Source organism: Citrobacter sp. RHBSTW-00887, assembly GCF_013728095.1.
GTDB classification, from domain to species: domain Bacteria; phylum Pseudomonadota; class Gammaproteobacteria; order Enterobacterales; family Enterobacteriaceae; genus Citrobacter; species Citrobacter braakii.
In genome coordinates this window covers 1,459,013-1,479,832 of sequence record NZ_CP056267.1, presented here as the reverse complement: position 1 = coordinate 1,479,832, position 20,820 = coordinate 1,459,013, and the positions used below count along the sequence as shown (strand labels likewise).

The window sequence follows — 20,820 nt, the reverse complement described above, 5'->3', positions numbered from 1 at the left end:
CAAAGAATGCGCGTATAATGCCCGCCCGATTTGTGATGTTTTGAGAGTTTCCTGATGGCCCTGTTAATCACTAAAAAGTGTATCAATTGCGATATGTGCGAGCCCGAATGCCCGAATGAGGCGATTTCGATGGGTGACAGCATTTACGAGATTAACAGCGACAAGTGTACGGAATGCGTAGGCCATTACGACACGCCAACCTGCCAGAAGGTGTGCCCGATCCCTAATACTATTTTGAAAGATCCGGCACATGTCGAAACGGAAGAGCAGCTGTGGGATAAGTTTGTACTGATGCACCACGCCGATAAGCTGTAACGTTGCCTGATGACGCTATGCTTATCAGGCCGATGAAACGTTAGCTCTCGATAATCACCGTGGCGCAGGCGTAGTGACGCTCATCGGCCAGCGTCACATGCATATGTGCGACGCCGAGTTTTTCCGCCAGTTTTAACGCCTCCCCCCATAACCGCAGACGCGGCTTACCGAGTTCATCGTTAAAGACCTCAAACTGATTAAACGCCAGACCGTTGCGAATACCGGTACCAAAGGCTTTTGCTGCCGCCTCTTTGACCGCAAAACGCTTCGCCAGAAAGCGCACCGGTTGCTGATGCGTCTCCCAGATTGCCCATTCGTTGTCGCTGAGCACGCGTCTTGCCAGACGGTCGCCGGAACGGGAGATCACCGCTTCGATGCGGGCAATCTCCACGATATCCGTACCTAATCCCAGAATCGCCATTAGCCACGCGCTTCCAGCATCAGGCGCTTCATTTCGACTACTGCATCTTTCAGACCACTCATCACCGCGCGGCCGATAATGGCATGGCCAATGTTCAACTCGTGTATTTCCGGGATCCGCGCGATGGCTTTAACGTTATGGTACGTCAGGCCGTGACCCGCATTAACCTTCAGGCCAAGGCTGGCGGCAAAGGTCGCCGCTTTGGCGATACGCGCCAGTTCGCTGGCCTGTTCAGCGTCGGTTTTCGCATCGGCGTAACAGCCGGTGTGAATTTCGATGTACGGCGCGCCGACTTCAGCAGCGGCCTTAATCTGTTCGTCATCAGCATCGATAAACAGCGAAACCAGAATGCCTGCGTCCGCCAGGCGTTTGCAGGCATCGCGCATCTTGTCACGCTGACCCGCGACGTCCAGGCCACCTTCAGTCGTCACTTCCTGACGTTTTTCCGGCACCAGGCAGCAAAAATGCGGCTTAGTCTCAACGGCAATCGCCAGCATCTCTTCGGTTACCGCCATTTCCAGATTCATACGCGTATCCAGCGTCTGGCGCAAAATGCGCACGTCGCGATCGGTAATATGGCGACGGTCTTCACGCAGGTGCACGGTAATGCCGTCTGCGCCCGCCTGCTCAACGATAAACGCCGCCTGAACCGGGTCAGGGTATGCGGTGCCGCGTGCATTACGTAAAGTGGCAATGTGGTCAATGTTGACGCCTAACAGTAATTCGGCCATGGCAATCCATCCTCGTTAATCATTTTTTGTTTTTACTGCGCGTTTTGGCATAAATTGCCGGAACAGTTCCCGGCTTTTTAACGGCTTACCACCAAGATACGGCTTTAACGCCATGCGGGTAAAGCGTTTCGCGGCGCGAAGCGTATCAGCATCCGGAAATTCCCGCGATTCGAGTGCTTTCAGATGGCGTCCGGTAAAGGTGGCGTTATCAATCACTACGCTTGCGATAAACCCTTTTTCTTCCCGGTAACGATAGGTCATGGTGTCGTCCACCGGCTCGCCACTACCCGCACAGTGGGTAAAATCGACGCCGTACCCCAGATGTCCAAGTAAGGCCAGCTCAAAGCGACGCAGCGCAGGCTCTGGCGAACCCGTCGCGCCAGCCAGCGCCTGAATACAGTTGAGGTAGTCGAAAAAGAGTTCAGAAAAGCGGGTCTCATACTCAAGTACGCGAGAGATAAGCTCGTTGATATACAAGCCACTGTACAGTGTGATACCGCTAAGGGGGAGAGCCAGAGAAACGGCTTCGGCACTGCGTAAGGTTTTGACCTCACCACGTCCACCAAAGCGAAGCAACAATGGAGTAAAAGGCTGGAGCGCGCCTTTGAGATTAGAACGTTTGGAGCGCGCGCCTTTAGCCACCAGGCGCACACGACCCGATTCTTCCGTGAAGACGTCCAGCACGAGACTGGTTTCGCTCCACGGGCGGCTATGCAGGACAAAAGCGCGTTGCCATCCTTCCATCATACCCGCCGTCTTTCAAGCTGCAGGTGTGTTGGCTGCGCCCACTCACCCCAGTCACTCACTTGAGTAAGCTCTCGAGGATCTGCGGTCTTGCCGCCTTCCTGCACCTCGAAAGCCATAACCTATGAAAAATTAGACGTCGTCGCCGTAACCGAGGCTACGCAGCGCGCGCTCGTCATCGGCCCAGCCGGATTTCACTTTCACCCACAGCTCGAGGTGAACGGGCGCTTCGAACATCTCCTGCATGTCTTTACGCGCTTCGATGCCGATGGTTTTAATTTTGGCCCCTTTGTTGCCAATAACCATCTTCTTCTGCCCTTCACGTTCAACGAGGATCAGACCGTTAATATCGTAACCACCGCGTTCGTTAGAGATAAAGCGCTCAATCTCCACGGTAACGGAGTACGGCAGTTCAGCCCCCAGAAAACGCATCAGCTTTTCACGGATGATTTCAGAAGCCATAAAGCGCTGAGAACGGTCGGTGATGTAATCTTCCGGGAAGTGATGAATGGCTTCCGGCAGGTGCTTACGCACGATGCCCGCAACGGTATCAACATTCAGGCCGGTTTCGGCAGAAATCGGGACAATATCAAGGAAGTTCATCTGGCTTGCCAGGAACTGCAAGTGCGGCAGTAAATCGGCTTTTTCCTGAACGTTGTCCACTTTGTTCACAGCCAGAATAACCGGGGCTTTACCGTCGCGCAGCTTGTTGAGCACCATTTCGTCGTCCGGCGTCCAGCGGGTGCCTTCCACAACGAAAATAACCAGTTCAACATCACCAATCGAGCTGCTTGCCGCTTTGTTCATCAGGCGGTTGATCGCCCGTTTTTCTTCCATATGAAGGCCCGGGGTATCAACATAAATTGCCTGATACGCACCTTCGGTATGGATGCCAACAATACGGTGACGTGTTGTCTGAGCCTTACGTGAGGTAATGGAAATCTTCTGCCCAAGCAGATTATTCAACAGGGTGGATTTGCCGACGTTCGGGCGACCGACGATGGCAATAAATCCGCAGTAAGTTTTCTCTTCGCTCATTCCAGCTCCAGTTTTTTCAACGCCTGTTCGGCGGCAGCCTGCTCAGCCTTACGACGGCTCGAACCTGTGCCAACCACCGGTTCACTCAGGCCGCTGACCTGGCAGTGGATAGTAAATTCTTGATCGTGTGCTTCACCACGAACCTGCACCACCAGATAGGACGGTAGCGGCAGGTGGCGACCCTGCAAATATTCCTGAAGGCGCGTTTTCGGATCTTTTTGTTTATCGCCTGGGCTAATTTCATCCAGACGAGTCTGATACCAGTTCAGGATCAGTTGTTCAACGGTTTGAATATCGCTGTCGAGGAAGACGCCGCCGATCAAAGCTTCAACGGTATCTGCCAGGATCGATTCACGACGGAAACCGCCGCTTTTCAGCTCGCCTGGCCCCAAACGTAAACATTCACCGAGGTCAAACTCACGGGCTAATTCAGCCAGCGTATTGCCGCGAACCAGCGTCGCGCGCATGCGACTCATATCACCTTCATCCACACGCGGAAAACGGTGATACAGCGCATTAGCGATAACAAAGCTCAGAATAGAGTCGCCTAAAAATTCTAAACGCTCGTTATGTTTGCTGCTGGCGCTACGGTGAGTTAATGCCTGCTGCAACAGCTCCTGATGATTAAAAGTGTAGCCCAGCTTCCGTTGAAGCCGATTAATTACGATGGGGTTCATGCGATACCAATAAATGAATGCGTCAACAATTCAGCACACGAAACAGACCTGATATACGCATTTCGCTTAGCCATCCCGCTTCGGCTGAATGCATTTATACACAAACCAACGCTGTTTCGTGTGCCGTGGCAACCTGTCGGTGCCAACCTCAAACTTCGGGGGAATATTCTATACACAACGACAAGGGATGTCGTTAGTCTGCGGGAATTTATCCGAGAAATAATTCACGCTGTCGCCATAATGACGACAACGTGAACGATTATCAGCGATTAGTGAATGCCACCAATACGGCTTAAGCGCACACCGGTCGGCCATTCGCCTTCTTGCTTATCGAAACTCATCCAGATAGCGGTTGCTTTACCAACCAGATTCGCTTCCGGCACAAATCCCCAGTAACGGCTGTCCGCGCTGTTGTCACGGTTATCACCCATCATGAAGTAGTGTCCCGGCGGGACGATCCAGGTTGCCAACTGCTGGCCTGGCTGGCGGTAATACATCCCCACCTGATCCTGCGCGATTGGCACGGTCAGAATGCGGTGCGTTACCTCACCCAGCGTTTCTTTACGCTCGGAGAGGCGAATACCGTTATCTTTCGTTTCATTCAGCGGAACCTCAAAGAAGCCGCTGGTCGCTTCACCGCCGTTACGACGCGCAAATGTCTGCACAAAATCACTTGGCTGAACATCAGAGTACGTTACCGGCAGCGCGTTTTCACACGCCTGACCGGAACTGCATCCTGGCTGAATAGTTACCTCTTTCGCCACCGGATCGTACGTCACTTTGTCTCCCGGTAAACCGACAGCACGTTTGATGTAGTCCAGACGCGGATCTTCCGGGTATTTAAACACCACGATATCACCGCGTTTCGGATGGCCGGTTTCGATCAGCGTTTTCTGGTAAATCGGATCTTTAATCCCGTAGGCGAATTTCTCCACCAGGATAAAGTCACCGATAAGCAGTGTCGGCATCATCGAACCAGACGGGATCTGGAACGGCTCATAAATAAATGAACGCACCACCAGCACAATAGCTAAAACCGGGAAAACGGATGCCCCGGTTTCCAGCCAGCCTGGCTTAGGGGCCACTTTTTTCAGCGTTGCTTTATCCAGTGAATCACCTGCAGCAGCTTGCGCTGCTGCCTGACGCTCCCGGCGTTTAGGCGCGAAGATGAATTTATCTACGCACCATAAAATGCCCGTCACCAGTGTGGCAATCACCAGAATCAGGGCAAACATGTTCGCCATGCCAACTCCTTAAGATTATTTGCTGTCTTTACCGACATGCAGAATGGCGAGGAAGGCTTCCTGTGGCAGTTCGACGTTACCGATCTGCTTCATGCGCTTTTTACCCTCTTTCTGTTTTTGCAGCAGCTTTTTCTTACGGCTGATATCGCCACCGTAGCATTTCGCCAGAACGTTTTTACGCAGCTGCTTAACCGTTGAACGCGCGATGATGTGCGTACCAATGGCCGCCTGGATCGCGATATCAAACTGCTGGCGAGGGATCAGATCTTTCATCTTCTCGACCAGTTCACGACCACGGCTCTGGGAGTTGTCGCGGTGGGTAATCAGCGCCAGCGCATCGACACGTTCGTTGTTGATGAGAACATCAACGCGCACCATGTCAGACGCCTGGAAACGTTTGAAGTTATAGTCCAGCGACGCATAGCCGCGAGAAGTTGACTTCAGACGGTCGAAGAAGTCGAGTACCACTTCCGCCATCGGAATTTCATAGGTCAGCGCCACCTGGTTACCGTGGTAAACCATGTTGGTCTGTACGCCGCGCTTCTCGATACACAGCGTGATGACGTTACCGAGGTAAGCCTGCGGCAGCAGCATATGACACTCAGCAATCGGCTCACGCAGTTCGTATATGTTGTTCAACGGCGGCAGCTTGGACGGGCTATCGACGTAGATCGTCTCTTTCGCCGTGGTTTCGACTTCGTAGACTACGGTCGGCGCGGTAGTGATCAGATCCAGATCGTATTCACGTTCCAGACGTTCCTGAATGATCTCCATGTGCAGCAGACCGAGGAAGCCACAGCGGAAGCCGAAGCCCAGCGCGGTTGAGCTTTCCGGTTCATAGAACAGGGAGGCGTCGTTGAGGCTCAGCTTGCCGAGCGCGTCACGGAAGTTTTCGTAGTCGTCAGAGCTCACCGGGAACAGACCGGCGTAAACCTGCGGCTTCACTTTTTTAAAGCCTGGCAGCGGCTTGTCCGCCGGGTTACGCGCCTGCGTCAGGGTATCGCCAACCGGTGCGCCCAGGATGTCTTTAATCGCACAAACCAACCAACCCACCTCGCCGCATTTCAGCTCGGTACGGTCAACCTGTTTTGGCGTGAAGATACCCAGACGGTCAGCGTTATAGACCTGACCGGTGCTCATCACTTTAATTTTGTCGCCTTTACGCATGGTGCCGTTTTTAATACGCACCAGTGATACGACGCCCAGGTAGTTATCGAACCAGGAGTCGATGATCAGCGCCTGTAACGGACCTTCCGGGTCGCCTTCCGGCGGCGGGATGTCGCGCACCAGACGTTCAAGAACGTCAGTGACGCCAACGCCGGTTTTCGCCGAACAGCGAACGGCATCCGTCGCATCGATACCGACGATATCTTCGATCTCTTCCGCCACACGCTCAGGATCGGCGGCTGGCAGGTCAATTTTGTTCAGTACCGGCACCACTTCCAGATCCATTTCCATGGCGGTATAGCAGTTAGCCAGGGTCTGTGCTTCGACGCCCTGTCCGGCATCAACCACCAGCAGTGCGCCTTCACAGGCGGCAAGCGAGCGGGAAACTTCATACGAGAAGTCAACGTGGCCCGGGGTGTCGATAAAGTTAAGCTGATAGGTTTCACCATCAGATGCTTTGAAATCGAGCGTCACGCTCTGCGCTTTGATAGTAATACCGCGCTCACGCTCAAGATCCATCGAGTCGAGAACCTGCGCTTCCATTTCACGGTCAGACAGGCCACCGCAGATCTGGATAATACGGTCAGACAGCGTCGATTTACCGTGGTCGATGTGAGCTATGATTGAAAAGTTACGTATGTTCTTCATATAGTGTAATTATTGTGCCTTACGCCCGCCTGAGCAGGCTCTGAGAAGTCGCTGATCTGAGCTTAACGTCTGTTTAAGTGAAACGCCGCATTCTACACTACAACGCTGAGGCGAGGAAATGTTCATAGAGCAAGGATAGCGGGAACTGGAAACAACTTTGCAAAGTCGGTGAAACTTTTGCCGGATGGTGACACAAGCGCCATCAGGCAAAGCTATCACTGATGGGTTTCGACGCGAATGAGATCGGGTGGAAGAGCAACGTTCAGAATGACCGGCTGCCAGGCTTCGCGCTCAGCAAGCTTACGAGAGTATCCACGGGCAATCAGGAATCCGCCCACGCCCCCCAGCACGGCACCACTTAATGCCGCAAGGTCGGAACCAAACAGCACCTGGAATAGCGCCGCGAAGAGAAAGAGCCCCGCCAACGGAGACATGTAGACCAACATCGCTGAACCCAGCAGGCTACCCTCGGCAATACCCAGTTCAACTTTTTGACCGGGCGCTAAGGGTTCGTCGCTGGGCACCACGATGGTATGCGTGGTCTGCGGCCCAAGTTTGTTCAGCACGCGGCTCCCGCATCCGGCCCGCGAAGCACAGCTGCTACATGATGCTTTAACATCACAGCTGACCGTCGCCAGACCATTTTGCCAGGAGACGACTGTCGCCCACTCTTTAATCATTGTGCAGCCCTGAACTTAATATTGTCCGCGATACGCTTCGCCGTTTGCGGTGGAAGCTCGCCCACAATCGTAATTTCCGCGTTATCACGCACGCTGGTGCTAACCGTTCTACGCCCGGTTCGCAACAGCTGATCGGCGCTGTTTTGCATCGCACGGTTTACGTTCACGGAGAAACTGAACAGGCCATCAGAATATAGGCGCGATTCGATCGGCATGTTATCCATCGTCGGCAGCGGACGTCGACTGCTGGAAACTTCACTGAAGCCTTGCGGCAACCACGACGGACTCCAGTTGAAGTTGGTTTTCTCGCCCGCAGGAACTGACAGCAACGGCGGTAGATTGGCTTTCGCCAGCGCCTGCATGCTATCGCTAACGCCGTTGTTTACGGTAAAGGCGATAACACGGAACTGTTCCAGCGTCTCACCATCACGGTCGAGAAGATCGACGCGCATCGGCAGCTTAGTCTCCGTGTCCATCCAGACGATATAGCTGTAACGCGTACCGTCACGGGCGACTACGCGGATCACTTCACAGAGCCGATCGGCAATGCGGGTGCGACCTACTGAGATAAAGTCATAGTAGGGAGCAAGACGTTTGAAGTCGGTGTAAATCAGAGAGGGCAGAGAGTCAACGATATAGTCGCCGTTCAGCGTGAACGGTTCGAGACCAGGCTCAAAATAGCTGATTTCATTGCCACGCTGCACCACTTCCCGGCGCGGTCCATCCATTTGCAACAGTTGCGCTAGCGGACGGTTATCCAGGCGGGCATGGCGATAACGTAGGGATTCAACACCCTGCTTATTGATGCTGACAAATGACAGCTCATAGGTTAGCGACTGGCTGGCCAGATTCATCTGCTGCAACAACGCCCCGGACGCAGGATTGGCCGAGGCGTTTACAGAGAAAAACAGGCTACCAGCCACAAGTGACATGGCAAACCAAAGTTGCTTCATTACTGCGATTGCGTTCCTAAAGTTTGAATTCCTGGCACCTGCACAGCGGCTTGCTGTGTTTGGGCCTGCTCAAACTGAAGCTGTTCAGAGTGCAGTCGACGTTGCAGTTCGTAGTCCTGCAACATGGCATTAATACGACGACGCTGCTCCTGTACCTGCTGTTGCTGACCGCCGCTGGCCGTCGCGTCAGAGGGTACACCCAAGCTTACCGGACTGGCTTTACCCATCATCGGTAATGTATTAAATACCGGCGTTTCGGGCTGCTGGGACGTTTCAGATTGCCCATTATAGTGCTGGACGCCAACAATAACTGCAAGTGATACACACGCGGCCACACCCATTTGGGTAAGCTGCGCGGCCCACGGACGCATTTTCTTCCAGAATGGCATTTTCTGCCACTGGTGCGGTGCTGGCTGGGCCTCAGGAATCAATGGCACCGTCTGACGTACTGGCTCATCCTGGATGGCAGCCATTACGCGGGCGGAAATATCGAAATGGAGAACGTCGGCGGTATCACCTCGCATGGAATCGCGAATCAGGTGATAACTCTCCCAGGTTTTTTGCATTTCCGGGTCCTGAGTCAGCTCTTTGAGTAACTCAGTATCCAGCGTTTCGCCATCCATTAAAGCGGAAAGTTTTTCTTTCTGCATGCCTAATACCTTTTCCAGTATCCCGCTATCGTCAACGCCTGATAAGCGGTTGAACTTTATTATCAATAGCTTCCCTCGCTCGGAAGATACGTGAACGCACCGTACCCACCGGACAATCCATGATAGCGGCTATCTCTTCATAGCTCAGGCCATCCAGCTCCCGCAAAGTTATTGCCATGCGTAAATCTTCCGGGAGGGACTCAATAGTCCGGAAAACTATCTGTCTCAGTTCTTCTGACAACATTAAGTTCTCAGGGTTCGAAATTTCTTTCAGCGCACCGCCACTTTCGTAATTTTCTGCTTCAATCGCATCAATATCACTGGAAGGTGGACGACGCCCCTGAGCGACCAGGTAATTCTTCGCTGTATTGACTGCAATACGATACAGCCAGGTATAAAAAGCACTATCTCCCCGGAACGAGTCCAGCGCACGATAGGCCTTGATAAATGCTTCTTGTACTACATCGGGTACATCGCCCGACGGTACATAGCGAGAAACCAGACTCGCCACCTTATGCTGATAGCGCACTACCAGTAGGTTAAAGGCTTTCTGATCTCCCTTCTGGACCCGTTCTACCAGGACCTGGTCCGTTAACTGCTCGCTCATCCGAGGTAAAGTCTCCCCAAACCAAATTTCCACGCGCCTTCGAAACGCCACTCCATCAGCTTCACTATGAGCAAGCAAATGCTTAGAGTGCTCAAGTTTCGTAAAGTTCCGTTACGCATTGTTTTTTGTTTGTCATGTTGTAGACAGGTCTTATCTCTCATTATAAGTCTACATAATCCGATCGACGCACTATCTGTTTAGAAATGCCCATTTCACCGCTTGCAGAGTAACCCAACGGCCACTTTATTTCATCACATAATCTGGTGCTAACGGCCTGCTTCACAAAATATTTTTGCTCATTTCGTCCTCGTCATGCTTTTTTTTCATGTTTAGTCACTGCAACACATTTAAAAATAAAACGTGCAGTATCGCGCAATGTGGTGCTATGGTGACCAAACAGTGTTTAGTAAATTAAACAAAAATCATGAATACGACTCCTGAATTATCCTGTGACGTGCTGATCATTGGCAGCGGGGCTGCCGGACTCTCACTGGCGCTGCGCCTGGCCGAAAAACATCAGGTTATTGTCCTGAGCAAAGGTCCGGTCAGCGAAGGCTCGACATTTTATGCCCAGGGCGGTATTGCCGCGGTGTTTGATGAAACCGACAGCATCGATTCCCACGTTGAAGATACTCTGATTGCCGGGGCCGGCCTGTGCGATCGCCATGCGGTTGAATTTGTCGCCAGCAATGCCCGCACCTGCGTTCAGTGGCTTATCGATCAGGGCGTCTTATTTGATACGCAGGTTCAGCCCAACGGTGAGGAGAGCTATCACCTGACCCGTGAAGGTGGTCATAGCCATCGACGCATTCTGCACTCTGCGGATGCCACCGGTAAAGAAGTCGAAACCACCCTCGTCAGCCAGGCACAAAATCACCCCAACATACGGGTTCTTGAGCGCAGTAATGCCGTCGATCTGATTGTCTCCGATAAAATCGGTCTGCCGGGAACGCGTCGGGTTGTCGGAGCCTGGATCTGGAACCGTAATAAAGAAGCCGTAGAAACCTGCCATGCCAAGTCAGTAGTGTTGGCCACCGGCGGCGCGTCAAAGGTGTACCAATACACCACCAATCCAGATATTTCCTCGGGTGACGGGATTGCGATGGCCTGGCGCGCGGGATGCCGTGTCGCCAACCTGGAATTTAACCAGTTTCACCCGACGGCGCTGTATCACCCGCAGGCGCGCAACTTTCTGCTAACCGAGGCGCTGCGTGGCGAAGGCGCACATCTGAAGCGCCCGGACGGTTCGCGCTTTATGCCCGATTTTGACGAGCGTGGCGAACTGGCTCCCCGCGATATTGTTGCCCGCGCCATCGACCACGAAATGAAGCGCCTGGGCGCTGACTGCATGTTTCTCGACATCAGCCATAAACCGGAAGAATTTGTTCGTCAGCATTTCCCGATGATTTATGAAAAATTGCTGGGACTGGGCATCGATTTGACCAAAGAGCCGGTTCCCATCGTTCCTGCCGCGCACTATACCTGCGGCGGCGTGATGGTGGATGACTTTGGCCGTACCGATGTCGACGGGCTGTATGCGATCGGCGAAGTGAGTTACACCGGCCTGCATGGAGCCAACCGGATGGCGTCAAACTCATTACTGGAGTGCCTAGTTTACGGCTGGTCCGCGGCTGAAGATATCGACAGGCGAATGCCTTATGCTCGCAGCGTCAGCACCCTCCCGGATTGGGATGAAAGCCGGGTAGAAAACCCGGATGAACTGGTTGTGATTCAGCATAACTGGCATGAACTGCGGCTGTTTATGTGGGATTACGTCGGTATTGTGCGCACAACTAAACGTCTGGAGCGCGCCCTGCGCCGTATCACCATGTTGCAACAGGAAATCGACGAGTATTACGCTCATTTCCGCGTGTCGAACAACTTGCTGGAACTGCGCAATCTGGTGCAGGTTGCTGAGCTGATTGTCCGCTGCGCGATGATGCGTAAAGAGAGTCGGGGCCTGCACTATACGCTGGATTATCCTGAACAGCTTCCAGAGGCAGGCCCGTCCATTCTCTCGCCGCTAAGTCATCACATGAACAGATAAAACGCCTGGGTCAGCGCCGTGTAACCTTCAGAGTAACGTTGGTCTGGCCCACGGATCACCAGCCTGTCACTAAAGCACTCCCCGGCCTGCGGGGAGAATGCCAGCAGTACCCGATTCGGTAGTCGGGCCTCGGTTTCTGCTACATCCGTGCGCAATCGCAGATGCCAGCCCATGCCCAGTGCCTGCTGGGAAAATGCGTTACCAATCTGTTCGGGCAGCACCACACAGAAAAAACCTTCTTCCGTAATGCTGTCTGCCGCCAGCGTCAGCAATACTTGATGATCGAGCGTGGTGGTGTAGCGAGCCTGCTCGCGCTGCGGCGTGGCACATTCCACTCCCTGTTCATAATAGGGAGGGTTGCTGATGATCAAATCAAAGCGCACGGTCTGGCGCGGTACCCACTGCTGCACATCTTCCGTATGAACGTTCACGCGATGCATCCACGGGGATTGCGCGATGTTCTCCTGCGCCTGCTGCGCGGCATCAACATCAAGCTCCACAGCGTCAATGATGACGTTTTCATCTGTGCGCTGGGCCAGCATCAGCGCCAACAGGCCGCTCCCGGTACCAATATCCAGGATCCGCTTTACGCCAGCAACAGGGGCCCAGGCCCCCAATAAAATGCCGTCCGTTCCGACTTTCATTGCACAACGATCGTGTGCCACAAAAAACTGCTTAAAAGTAAATCCATTACGTCTAAGTACGGATGTAGACTGGGGCATGAAGAACAACCTTCCTGGAAAAAAAACGATAACATAGGATAAAAACAATACCTGAGAAGGTATATCCATACAAACAGATGAAGATTGCAGCCGTAACGTCTATAATCAGCGCCCCACTCAGAGGTAGAACATGACTGTAACGACTTTTTCCGAACTTGAACTCGATGAAAGCCTTCTGGATGCCCTCCAGGAAAAAGGTTTCACTCGCCCGACCGCCATTCAGGCTGCCGCCATTCCGCCTGCGCTCGATGGCCGTGATGTACTCGGTTCTGCGCCGACAGGCACCGGTAAAACGGCGGCATATTTGCTGCCAGCGTTGCAGCACCTGCTCGACTTCCCGCGCAAGAAATCTGGCCCGCCGCGCATTTTGATTTTGACACCGACGCGCGAACTGGCGATGCAGGTTGCCGAACACGCCCGTGAACTGGCGAAGAATACGCATCTGGATATCGCCACGATTACCGGCGGCGTGGCTTACATGAACCACATGGAAGTCTTTAGCGAAAACCAGGACATCGTGGTCGCCACTACCGGTCGTCTGCTGCAGTACATTAAAGAAGAAAACTTCGACTGCCATGCGGTTGAGACACTAATCCTCGATGAAGCAGACCGCATGCTGGACATGGGCTTTGCCCAAGACATCGAGCATATCGCTGGAGAAACCCGCTGGCGTAAGCAAACTATGCTGTTCTCCGCCACGCTGGAAGGCAATGCGATCAAAGATTTTGCTGAGCGTCTGCTGGAGGATCCGGTCGAAGTTTCGGCGGATCCGTCTACCCGCGAACGCAAGAAGATTCATCAGTTTTACTACCGTGCCGATGACATCGAGCACAAAACGGCCCTGCTGATCCATTTGTTAAAACAGCCAGAAGCGACCCGCTCGATTGTTTTTGTACGTAAACGCGAGCGTGTGCACGAGCTGGCAGGCTGGTTGCGCCAGGCGGGCATTAATAACTGCTATCTCGAAGGCGAGATGGTGCAGAACAAACGTAATGAAGCGATCAAACGCCTGACCGATGGTCGTGTGAACGTGCTGGTAGCAACCGACGTTGCCGCTCGTGGGATCGATATTCCTGACGTCAGCCACGTCTTTAACTTCGACATGCCGCGCAGCGGCGATGCCTATCTGCACCGCATTGGCCGTACCGGTCGTGCAGGCCGTAAAGGTACTGCGATCTCTTTGGTTGAAGCCCACGACCATCTGCTGCTCGGCAAAGCGAGCCGCTATATTGACGAGCCACTGAAAGCACGCGTCATCGACGAACTGCGTCCAACCACGCGCGCGCCAAGTGAGAAATCTAACGGTAAGCCATCCAAGAAAGTGCTGGCGAAGCGCGCCGAGCAAAAAGCAAAAGAGAAAGAGAAACCGCGGGTGAAAAAACGTCACCGCGACGCCAAAAATATCGGCAAACGCCGTAAGCCGAGCGGAGCTGCTACCCAGCAGTCCGACAAAGAGTAAACCGAATGCCGGGCCGTTTAGCCCGGCTTTTTTTGTGCACAAAAAAGCGGAAGATACGTTGGCATCTTCCGCTTTCAGATTCTCTGCTAGACGGGGTTATTCCCCGTGAGCCTTACAGGCTCTCAGTAAAGGTACGAGCAATAACGTCGCGCTGCTGTTCTGGCGTCAGAGAGTTGAAACGCACGGCATAACCAGAAACACGGATGGTCAGCTGCGGATATTTTTCCGGATGCTTAACCGCATCTTCCAGAGTTTCGCGGCGCAGAACGTTCACGTTCAGGTGCTGACCACCTTCCACACGGACTTCCGGCTGTACGTCTACCGGTACTTCACGGTATTCGATTTCACCCAGTTTGCTGACAGCAACGACTTCATCAGCATTGAAACCTGCTTTCGCAACGATGCAGCGTGCTTCGCCTTTTTCGCTGTCCAGCAGCCAGAAAGAGTTCAGCAGGTCGTCATTTGCAGCTTTAGTAATCTGGATACCTGTAATCATTTGATGCCTCCCCGGCAAAATTATTTGATCTCGGTTGGCCGTCATCCGGCCAATTGGTAAAACCATTGTTGCTTGAGTGTATATATACCCCTCACACACCCTTGAATCTTTGATTTAAATCAATAAAAACCATACATGAAAAGTGGTGATAGGTGGATTTTATTGTTTTACATCAACTTACGCCACATACGCAGCTAAACTTTTTACATAAATTTTCAACTATCTTTAAGGGGTAGACCCTTGAGAAATGTACAGAATTTTGCGACGTCGAAAGAAGCAGTTAAGCTAGGGGGATCGAAAATTCGCAGGAGAGCGAGATGGCCACCGAATTAACCTGGCACGATGTGCTGGCAGAAGAGAAACAACAGCCTTATTTTGTTAACACGCTGCATACTGTGGCGGGCGAGCGTCAGTCGGGTATGACAATTTATCCGCCACAAAAAGATGTATTCAACGCTTTTCGCTTTACCGAACTTGGTGACGTGAAAGTCGTCATCCTGGGGCAGGATCCTTACCACGGTCCAGGCCAGGCACACGGTCTCGCGTTTTCTGTCCGCCCCGGTATTGCCACCCCGCCCTCATTGCTGAACATGTACAAAGAGCTGGAAGCAACGATTCCTGGCTTCACACGCCCAACGCACGGATATCTGGAAAGCTGGGCACGCCAGGGTGTGCTGTTACTCAACACCGTGCTTACCGTCCGTGCCGGGCAGGCACATTCGCACGCCAGTCTGGGATGGGAAACATTTACCGATAAAGTCATCAGCCTGATTAACCAACATCGGGAAGGCGTGGTATTCCTGCTCTGGGGTTCACACGCACAAAAGAAAGGTGCGATTATTGATGCGCAGCGTCACCATGTATTGAAAGCGCCGCACCCATCACCGCTCTCTGCGCATCGCGGTTTCTTTGGCTGCAATCACTTTGTACTGGCTAATGAGTGGCTGGAACAACGAGGTGAAAAGCCGATTGACTGGACGCCGGTATTACCCGCAGAAAGCGAGTAAAAAAATGCCAGCGAATCGCTGGCATTTTTGTTATCAGGCTTTGTTCTGACGCCACCACTCCGCGAGCAGCACGCCGGTCGCAACAGAAACGTTGAGCGTTTCTACGTTGCCCGTACCGTCTATCGCCACGCACAGGTCGTCGGCTGAGCATGCTGCTTCTGGCAGAGCCTCGCGCTCACGCCCTAATACCAGCACCATTTTTTCCGGCAACGTGGTAGTAAACAGCGGTTTGCCTTTCACGCTTGAGGTCATCACTACCGTGTAACCTGCTTTACGGAAGTCGTCCAGCACATCGACAATACTGTCACCGGTGATCGGCTGAACGTGCTCAGCTCCGCCTTCAGCGGTGCGGATAGCCGCACCTGATTCCAACAGCGCCGCATCCTGTACCACCACGCCTTTCACACCGAAGTGCGCGCAGCTACGCATCATGCCGCCCAGGTTGTGCGGGTTAGCAATGTCTTCGAGGGCCAGCACACAATCCTGCGCCCCGGCCTGACCAACCCACTGCTTAACAGTAGTACCGTTACGTTTTTTGATCAGGAAACAGACGCCGCCATGGTGTTCAGTGCCGGAGGCTTTCGCCAGCTCGGCTTCGTCAACCACGTGGTAGGCTTTGCGGTTCGCCGCCATCCAGCGTAATGCTTCTTTAAAGCGCGGGGTTACGCTCTGAACAAACCAGGCGCGAACAATAGCGTCCGGACGACTCTGGAACAGAGCCTGACAGGCATTCTCACCGTAAACACGGGTTTCTTCCGCGCGCTGACGACGTAATACTTCAGGATCGATAAAGCTTTTGCCGCTGATACCACCGTGATCGGCTTTGTCTGCTGCATCATCATTCGGTGCGCGGGACACGGTACGCCATGGTGAATCTTCACGTCCACGGTCGCGTTCTACATCGCGGCCACGACCACGTTCACGACCACGTTCGCTGTTCGGACCCTTTCTGTCATCACGGGCAGGGCGACGACCGCCTTCGGCTCGGGAAGTACCGGGGCGACCGCCGCCTTTACCAGTACGTGGATTTTGGGTGCGTTTGTCCGAGTCATCGTCACTGCGGACGTACATCACTTTGACCTTGCCGTTTTTATTCTTCAGTTCGTCGCTCATGTTTTTCTCCACCTGCTCTGCGCGAAGCGCGAAGATTACCCGATGTGCACGTCGTTAGCCATTATTTCATTTAAAAGCTAAGGACTATTGTACTCATTGAATAAAACGCATTGTTGTTTAGAACAGACTCCCCGATAATATGTAACATAATAGAAACATACTGGCGTTACTGCCGTGAAGTCCACTCCACTCATCCAGAGGTTAGTTATGAATACCGTTTGTACCAGCTGCCAGGCTATCAACCGCATCCCCGACGATCGTGTCCAGGAAGCGGCTAAATGCGGACGCTGTGGTCACGACCTGTTTGATGGGGAGGTGATCAATGCGACCGGTGAAACACTGGATAAACTGTTAAAAGACGATCTCCCGGTGGTGGTTGATTTTTGGGCCCCCTGGTGTGGTCCATGCCGTAACTTCGCCCCGATTTTTGAAGATGTCGCGGAAGAGCGTAGCGGTAAAGTGCGTTTTGTTAAAGTGAATACAGAAGCCGAGCGAGAACTCAGCGCCCGTTTCGGTATCCGCAGCATCCCGACCATTATGATCTTCAGAAAAGGTGAAATCGTCGACATGCTTAATGGCGCCGTACCTAAAGCCCCGTTTGATAGCTGGCTTAACGAATCATTATAATCTCTACGGGGCGCATCTTGTGCCCCGTTTTCACCTCTGCGACAATAGCGTTTTTCAACGTGTTCTCCCATGACCGATAACGCTGTTCTTCAGTTACGCGCTGAGCGCCTCGCGCGCGCCACGCGTCCTTTCCTTGCCCGAGGTAATCGCATTCGCCGCTGTCAGCGCTGCCTGCTGCCGCTGAAGCTCTGCTTGTGTGCAACGCTGGTGCCGTCTGAGGCCAAAAGCCGCTTTTGTCTGGTGATGTTTGATACCGAGCCGATGAAGCCCAGCAACACGGGACGTTTGATTGCCGATATTTTGCCCGATACCACGGCTTTTCAGTGGTCACGCACCGAACCGCCGCAGGCGCTGCTCGAACTGGTGAAAAATCCGGATTACCAGCCGATGGTTGTATTCCCGGCATCCTATGCGGGCGAAGAGCGTGAAGTGATTTTCGCGCCACCAACCGGTAAACCACCGTTGTTTATCATGCTTGATGGTACCTGGCCTGAAGCGCGTAAAATGTTCCGCAAAAGCCCGTACCTTGATAACCTGCCGGTGATCTCCGTTGATTTATCGCGACTTTCCGCTTACCGCCTGCGTGGCATTCACGCCGAAGGGCAATACTGTACTGCCGAAGTGGCCATCGCGTTGTTGGATCTGGCGGGCGATACACAAGCTGCGGAGGGGTTGAGCGATCATTTTACTCGCTTTAAAACCCGCTACCTGGCAGGAAAAACTCAACATCAGGGAAGCGTCACAGCAGACTCGCCAGAAAGCGTTTAAAATCATTCGGTCACTGGTGTCATTAAGGAAGCCGATATGAGTCAGCGTGGTCTGGAAGCACTACTGCGACCGAAATCCATTGCGGTGATTGGGGCGTCAATGAAGCCTAATCGCGCAGGTTACCTGATGATGCGTAACCTGCTTGCCGGCGGTTTCAATGGACCTGTTTTACCAGTGACGCCAGCATGGAAAGCGGTATTGGGCGTCCTGGCCTGGCCCAATATCAACAGCCTGCCTTTTAGCCCAGACCTTGCCGTGTTGTGCACCAATGCCAGCCGCAACCTGGCATTACTCGAAGCGCTTGGCGAGAAAGGCTGTAAAACCTGCATTATTCTTTCAGCTCCCGCATCGCAGCACCTGGAATTGTTGGCCTGCGCCGCACGCTACAACATACGTCTGCTAGGCCCCAACAGCCTGGGACTTCTCGCGCCCTGGCAGGGGCTTAACGCCAGCTTTTCTCCCGTCCCCATCAAGCGCGGTAAGTTGGCATTTATTTCCCAGTCAGCGGCGATTTCCAACACCATTCTGGACTGGGCGCAGCAGCGCGACATGGGTTTTTCCTGGTTTATCGCGCTGGGCGACAGCCTTGATATCGACGTTGATGAACTACTGGATTACCTGGCGCGCGACAGTAAAACCAGCGCGATATTACTGTATCTCGAACATTTAAGTGATGCCCGGCGCTTTGTCTCCGCCGCCCGTAGCGCCTCGCGCAATAAACCCATTCTGGTGATTAAGAGCGGTCGCAGTCCGGCTGCGCAGCGTTTACTGCATACCAGTGCAGGGATGGACCCTGCGTGGGACGCGGCTATCCAGCGCGCCGGTTTATTACGCGTACAAGACACTCACGAGCTGTTCTCTGCGGTAGAAACCCTGAGCCACATGCGTCCACTGCGCGGCGACAGGCTGATGATCATCAGCAATGGGGCCGCGCCTGCCGCACTGGCATTAGATGAGCTGTGGTCAAAAAATGGCAAGTTGGCGACACTGAGTGAAGATACCTGCCAGAAATTACGCGATGTGTTACCTGAACATATTGATATCGCCAACCCGCTGGATCTGCGTGACGACGCCAGCAGCGAACACTACGTTAAGACGCTGGATATCTTGCTCGCCAGTCAGGATTTCGACGCACTGATGGTGATTCACTCACCCAGCGCAGCCGCCCCGGGAACAGAAAGCGCGCAAGCGTTAATCGAGGCGGTAAAACGTCATCCCCGCGGTAAGTTCGTCTCGTTGCTGACCAACTGGTGCGGAGAATTTTCCTCCCAGGAAGCCCGTAGACTGTTTAGCGAAGCCGGATTACCTACCTACCGCACGCCAGAAGGCACCATCACCGCGTTTATGCATATGGTGGAGTACCGGCGTAACCAGAAGCAACTGCGGGAAACCCCTGCGCTGCCCGATTACCTGACCACCAACACCGCCGAGGCGCATAATCTGTTACAGCAGGCGATTGCTGAAGGAGCAACGTCGCTGGATACCCATGAAGTGCAGCCGATTTTACAAGCCTATGGCTTACACACGCTGCCTACGTGGATCGCCAGCGACAGCGCTGAAGCCGTACACATCGCGGAGCAAATCGGTTACCCGGTGGCGCTAAAGCTGCGTTCTCCTGATATCCCGCATAAATCAGAAGTTCAGGGGGTAATGCTCTACCTGCGGACAGCAACAGAGGTGCAGCAGGCAGCCAATGCGATTTTTGATCGGGTAAAAATGGCCTGGCCGCAGGCGCGCATTCACGGTTTATTAGTTCAAAGTATGGCGAATCGCGCTGGCGCTCAGGAGCTGCGCGTCGTCGTTGAACATGACCCGGTATTTGGCCCGTTGATTATGCTTGGTGAAGGCGGAGTTGAGTGGCGACCAGAAGAGCAAGCCGTGGTGGCGTTGCCGCCATTGAACATGAATCTGGCGCGTTATCTGGTGATCCAGGGGATCAAAAATAAAAAGATCCGCGCTCGCAGCGCATTACGCCCATTGGATATCGCCGGGTTAAGTCAGCTTCTGGTGCAGGTCTCCAATCTGATCGTCGATTGTCCGGAAATTCAGCGTCTGGATATTCATCCGCTGTTGGCCTCCGCCGGTGAATTTACCGCGCTGGATGTCACGCTGGACATTGCCCCTTTCACGGGCGATAACGAAAGCAGGCTGGCTATACGTCCCTACCCCCATCAGCTTGAAGAATGGGTGGAGTTGAAGAACGGCGAGCGTTGCTTGTTCCGCCCTATTTTGCCCGAGGATGAACCTCATCTGCAGCAGTTCATTTCTCAGGTAACAAAAGAAGATCTTTATTATCGCTATTTCAGTGAGATCAACGAATTTACCCACGAAGATTTAGCCAATATGACGCAGATCGACTACGATCGGGAAATGGCCTTTGTTGCGGTACGCTGTAAAAACAATCAGCAAGAGATCCTCGGCGTAACGCGAGCAATCTCGGATCCTGATAACATTGACGCCGAGTTCGCCGTGCTGGTTCGTTCAGATCTCAAAGGGCTTGGACTGGGTCGCCGGTTGATGGAAAAATTAATTGCATATACCCGAGATCACGGACTTAGACGTTTGAATGGTATTACGATGCCAAACAATCGTGGGATGGTCGCCCTGGCCCGGAAACTCGGGTTCGCTGTTGACGTCCAACTCGAAGAGGGAATTGTTGGGCTAACGCTTAATCTGGCCCAATTTGAGGAATCGTGAGTAAGGTAC

At 53.3% G+C, this 20,820-nt stretch carries 22 protein-coding genes; 7 read left to right on the top strand and 15 right to left on the bottom strand.

The genetic code is table 11. From position 1 onward, the window contains the following. Window positions 1-54: 54 nt before the first annotated feature. Window positions 55-315 carry a YfhL family 4Fe-4S dicluster ferredoxin gene (locus HV314_RS06990; RefSeq protein WP_003037590.1) on the top strand — a complete coding sequence of 87 codons (261 nt, stop codon included), beginning with the start codon at window positions 55-57 and terminating at the stop codon, window positions 313-315. A gap of 40 nt (window positions 316-355) precedes the next feature. Here HV314_RS06990 and acpS read toward each other — a convergent pair whose 3' ends face one another. The 12 genes from acpS to rseD form a co-directional block, all read right to left on the bottom strand. Beyond that, complete coding sequence (acpS, locus tag HV314_RS06985; protein WP_003037588.1) at window positions 356-736, bottom strand: holo-ACP synthase; 381 nt, start codon at window positions 734-736, stop codon at window positions 356-358. Then, a complete protein-coding gene (pdxJ, locus tag HV314_RS06980; protein WP_181547672.1) occupies window positions 736-1,467 on the bottom strand; it encodes a pyridoxine 5'-phosphate synthase in 732 nt (243 codons plus the stop codon). Before pdxJ ends, acpS begins: the two co-directional genes overlap by 1 nt. Window positions 1,468-1,482: 15 nt before the next feature. Then, window positions 1,483-2,211: a DNA repair protein RecO gene (recO, locus tag HV314_RS06975; protein ID WP_016154047.1), complete on the bottom strand. Its 729-nt coding sequence runs from the start codon at window positions 2,209-2,211 to the stop codon at window positions 1,483-1,485. 132 nt (window positions 2,212-2,343) lie between these two features. Beyond that, window positions 2,344-3,249, bottom strand: coding sequence for a GTPase Era (era, locus tag HV314_RS06970; RefSeq protein ID WP_003037581.1), 906 nt, complete (start codon window positions 3,247-3,249; stop codon window positions 2,344-2,346). Then, a complete protein-coding gene (rnc, locus tag HV314_RS06965; RefSeq protein ID WP_003037579.1) occupies window positions 3,246-3,926 on the bottom strand; it encodes a ribonuclease III in 681 nt (226 codons plus the stop codon). The genes era and rnc overlap by 4 nt, the downstream gene beginning before the upstream one ends. A gap of 269 nt (window positions 3,927-4,195) precedes the next feature. Continuing rightward, the gene (lepB, locus tag HV314_RS06960) at window positions 4,196-5,170 is read right to left on the bottom strand and encodes a signal peptidase I (protein WP_016154048.1); all 975 of its coding nucleotides are present in this window, start codon (window positions 5,168-5,170) and stop codon (window positions 4,196-4,198) included. Window positions 5,171-5,185: 15 nt separating this feature from the next. Continuing rightward, on the bottom strand, window positions 5,186-6,985 hold the full coding sequence (gene lepA / locus HV314_RS06955) for a translation elongation factor 4 (RefSeq protein WP_003037577.1): 1,800 nt from the start codon (window positions 6,983-6,985) through the stop codon (window positions 5,186-5,188). Window positions 6,986-7,200: 215 nt separating this feature from the next. Further along, entirely contained in the window at window positions 7,201-7,665 is a 465-nt protein-coding gene (gene rseC / locus HV314_RS06950; protein WP_094761041.1) for a SoxR-reducing system protein RseC, read from the bottom strand. Continuing rightward, on the bottom strand, window positions 7,662-8,618 hold the full coding sequence (rseB, locus tag HV314_RS06945) for a sigma-E factor regulatory protein RseB (protein WP_016154050.1): 957 nt from the start codon (window positions 8,616-8,618) through the stop codon (window positions 7,662-7,664). The genes rseC and rseB overlap by 4 nt, the downstream gene beginning before the upstream one ends. Continuing rightward, entirely contained in the window at window positions 8,618-9,268 is a 651-nt protein-coding gene (gene rseA / locus HV314_RS06940; protein WP_019077408.1) for an anti-sigma-E factor RseA, read from the bottom strand. Before rseA ends, rseB begins: the two co-directional genes overlap by 1 nt. Window positions 9,269-9,299: 31 nt before the next feature. Then, a complete protein-coding gene (rpoE, locus tag HV314_RS06935; protein WP_003037573.1) occupies window positions 9,300-9,875 on the bottom strand; it encodes an RNA polymerase sigma factor RpoE in 576 nt (191 codons plus the stop codon). Next, window positions 9,872-9,994: a rpoE leader peptide RseD gene (rseD, locus tag HV314_RS06930; RefSeq protein WP_223306697.1), complete on the bottom strand. Its 123-nt coding sequence runs from the start codon at window positions 9,992-9,994 to the stop codon at window positions 9,872-9,874. The genes rpoE and rseD overlap by 4 nt, the downstream gene beginning before the upstream one ends. 305 nt (window positions 9,995-10,299) lie before the next feature. On the opposite strand from rseD, the gene nadB reads away from it, so the two are divergent. Beyond that, window positions 10,300-11,922, top strand: a complete 1,623-nt coding sequence (gene nadB, locus HV314_RS06925) for an L-aspartate oxidase (protein ID WP_047358259.1) — start codon at window positions 10,300-10,302, stop codon at window positions 11,920-11,922. On the opposite strand, the gene trmN is transcribed toward nadB, so the two are convergent. After that, complete coding sequence (gene trmN, locus HV314_RS06920) at window positions 11,907-12,644, bottom strand: tRNA(1)(Val) (adenine(37)-N(6))-methyltransferase TrmN (protein WP_016154053.1); 738 nt, start codon at window positions 12,642-12,644, stop codon at window positions 11,907-11,909. The genes nadB and trmN overlap by 16 nt on opposite strands. A gap of 130 nt (window positions 12,645-12,774) precedes the next feature. Here trmN and srmB point away from each other — a divergent pair, with 130 nt between their 5' ends. Continuing rightward, window positions 12,775-14,103 (top strand): ATP-dependent RNA helicase SrmB, encoded by a 1,329-nt coding sequence (gene srmB, locus HV314_RS06915; RefSeq protein WP_181547102.1) that lies wholly within the window; start codon window positions 12,775-12,777, stop codon window positions 14,101-14,103. Window positions 14,104-14,215: 112 nt separating this feature from the next. Here srmB and grcA read toward each other — a convergent pair whose 3' ends face one another. Further along, window positions 14,216-14,599: an autonomous glycyl radical cofactor GrcA gene (gene grcA / locus HV314_RS06910; RefSeq protein WP_003037563.1), complete on the bottom strand. Its 384-nt coding sequence runs from the start codon at window positions 14,597-14,599 to the stop codon at window positions 14,216-14,218. 317 nt (window positions 14,600-14,916) lie between these two features. Between grcA and ung the strand changes: the two genes are divergently transcribed. Then, window positions 14,917-15,606 carry a uracil-DNA glycosylase gene (gene ung, locus HV314_RS06905; protein WP_016154055.1) on the top strand — a complete coding sequence of 230 codons (690 nt, stop codon included), beginning with the start codon at window positions 14,917-14,919 and terminating at the stop codon, window positions 15,604-15,606. A gap of 33 nt (window positions 15,607-15,639) precedes the next feature. Here the strand turns inward: ung and HV314_RS06900 are convergent, their stop codons facing one another. After that, the gene (locus tag HV314_RS06900) at window positions 15,640-16,719 is read right to left on the bottom strand and encodes a tRNA/rRNA methyltransferase (protein ID WP_016157178.1); all 1,080 of its coding nucleotides are present in this window, start codon (window positions 16,717-16,719) and stop codon (window positions 15,640-15,642) included. A 207-nt stretch (window positions 16,720-16,926) separates the two neighbouring features. Here HV314_RS06900 and trxC point away from each other — a divergent pair, with 207 nt between their 5' ends. From trxC to HV314_RS06885, 3 genes are all read left to right on the top strand, one after another. Further along, a complete protein-coding gene (gene trxC / locus HV314_RS06895; protein ID WP_003037559.1) occupies window positions 16,927-17,346 on the top strand; it encodes a thioredoxin TrxC in 420 nt (139 codons plus the stop codon). A 69-nt stretch (window positions 17,347-17,415) separates the two neighbouring features. Next, a complete protein-coding gene (gene tapT / locus HV314_RS06890) occupies window positions 17,416-18,114 on the top strand; it encodes a tRNA-uridine aminocarboxypropyltransferase (RefSeq protein ID WP_181547669.1) in 699 nt (232 codons plus the stop codon). Window positions 18,115-18,150: 36 nt separating this feature from the next. Continuing rightward, window positions 18,151-20,811, top strand: a complete 2,661-nt coding sequence (locus HV314_RS06885) for a bifunctional acetate--CoA ligase family protein/GNAT family N-acetyltransferase (protein ID WP_181547667.1) — start codon at window positions 18,151-18,153, stop codon at window positions 20,809-20,811. Window positions 20,812-20,820: the final 9 nt, after the last annotated feature.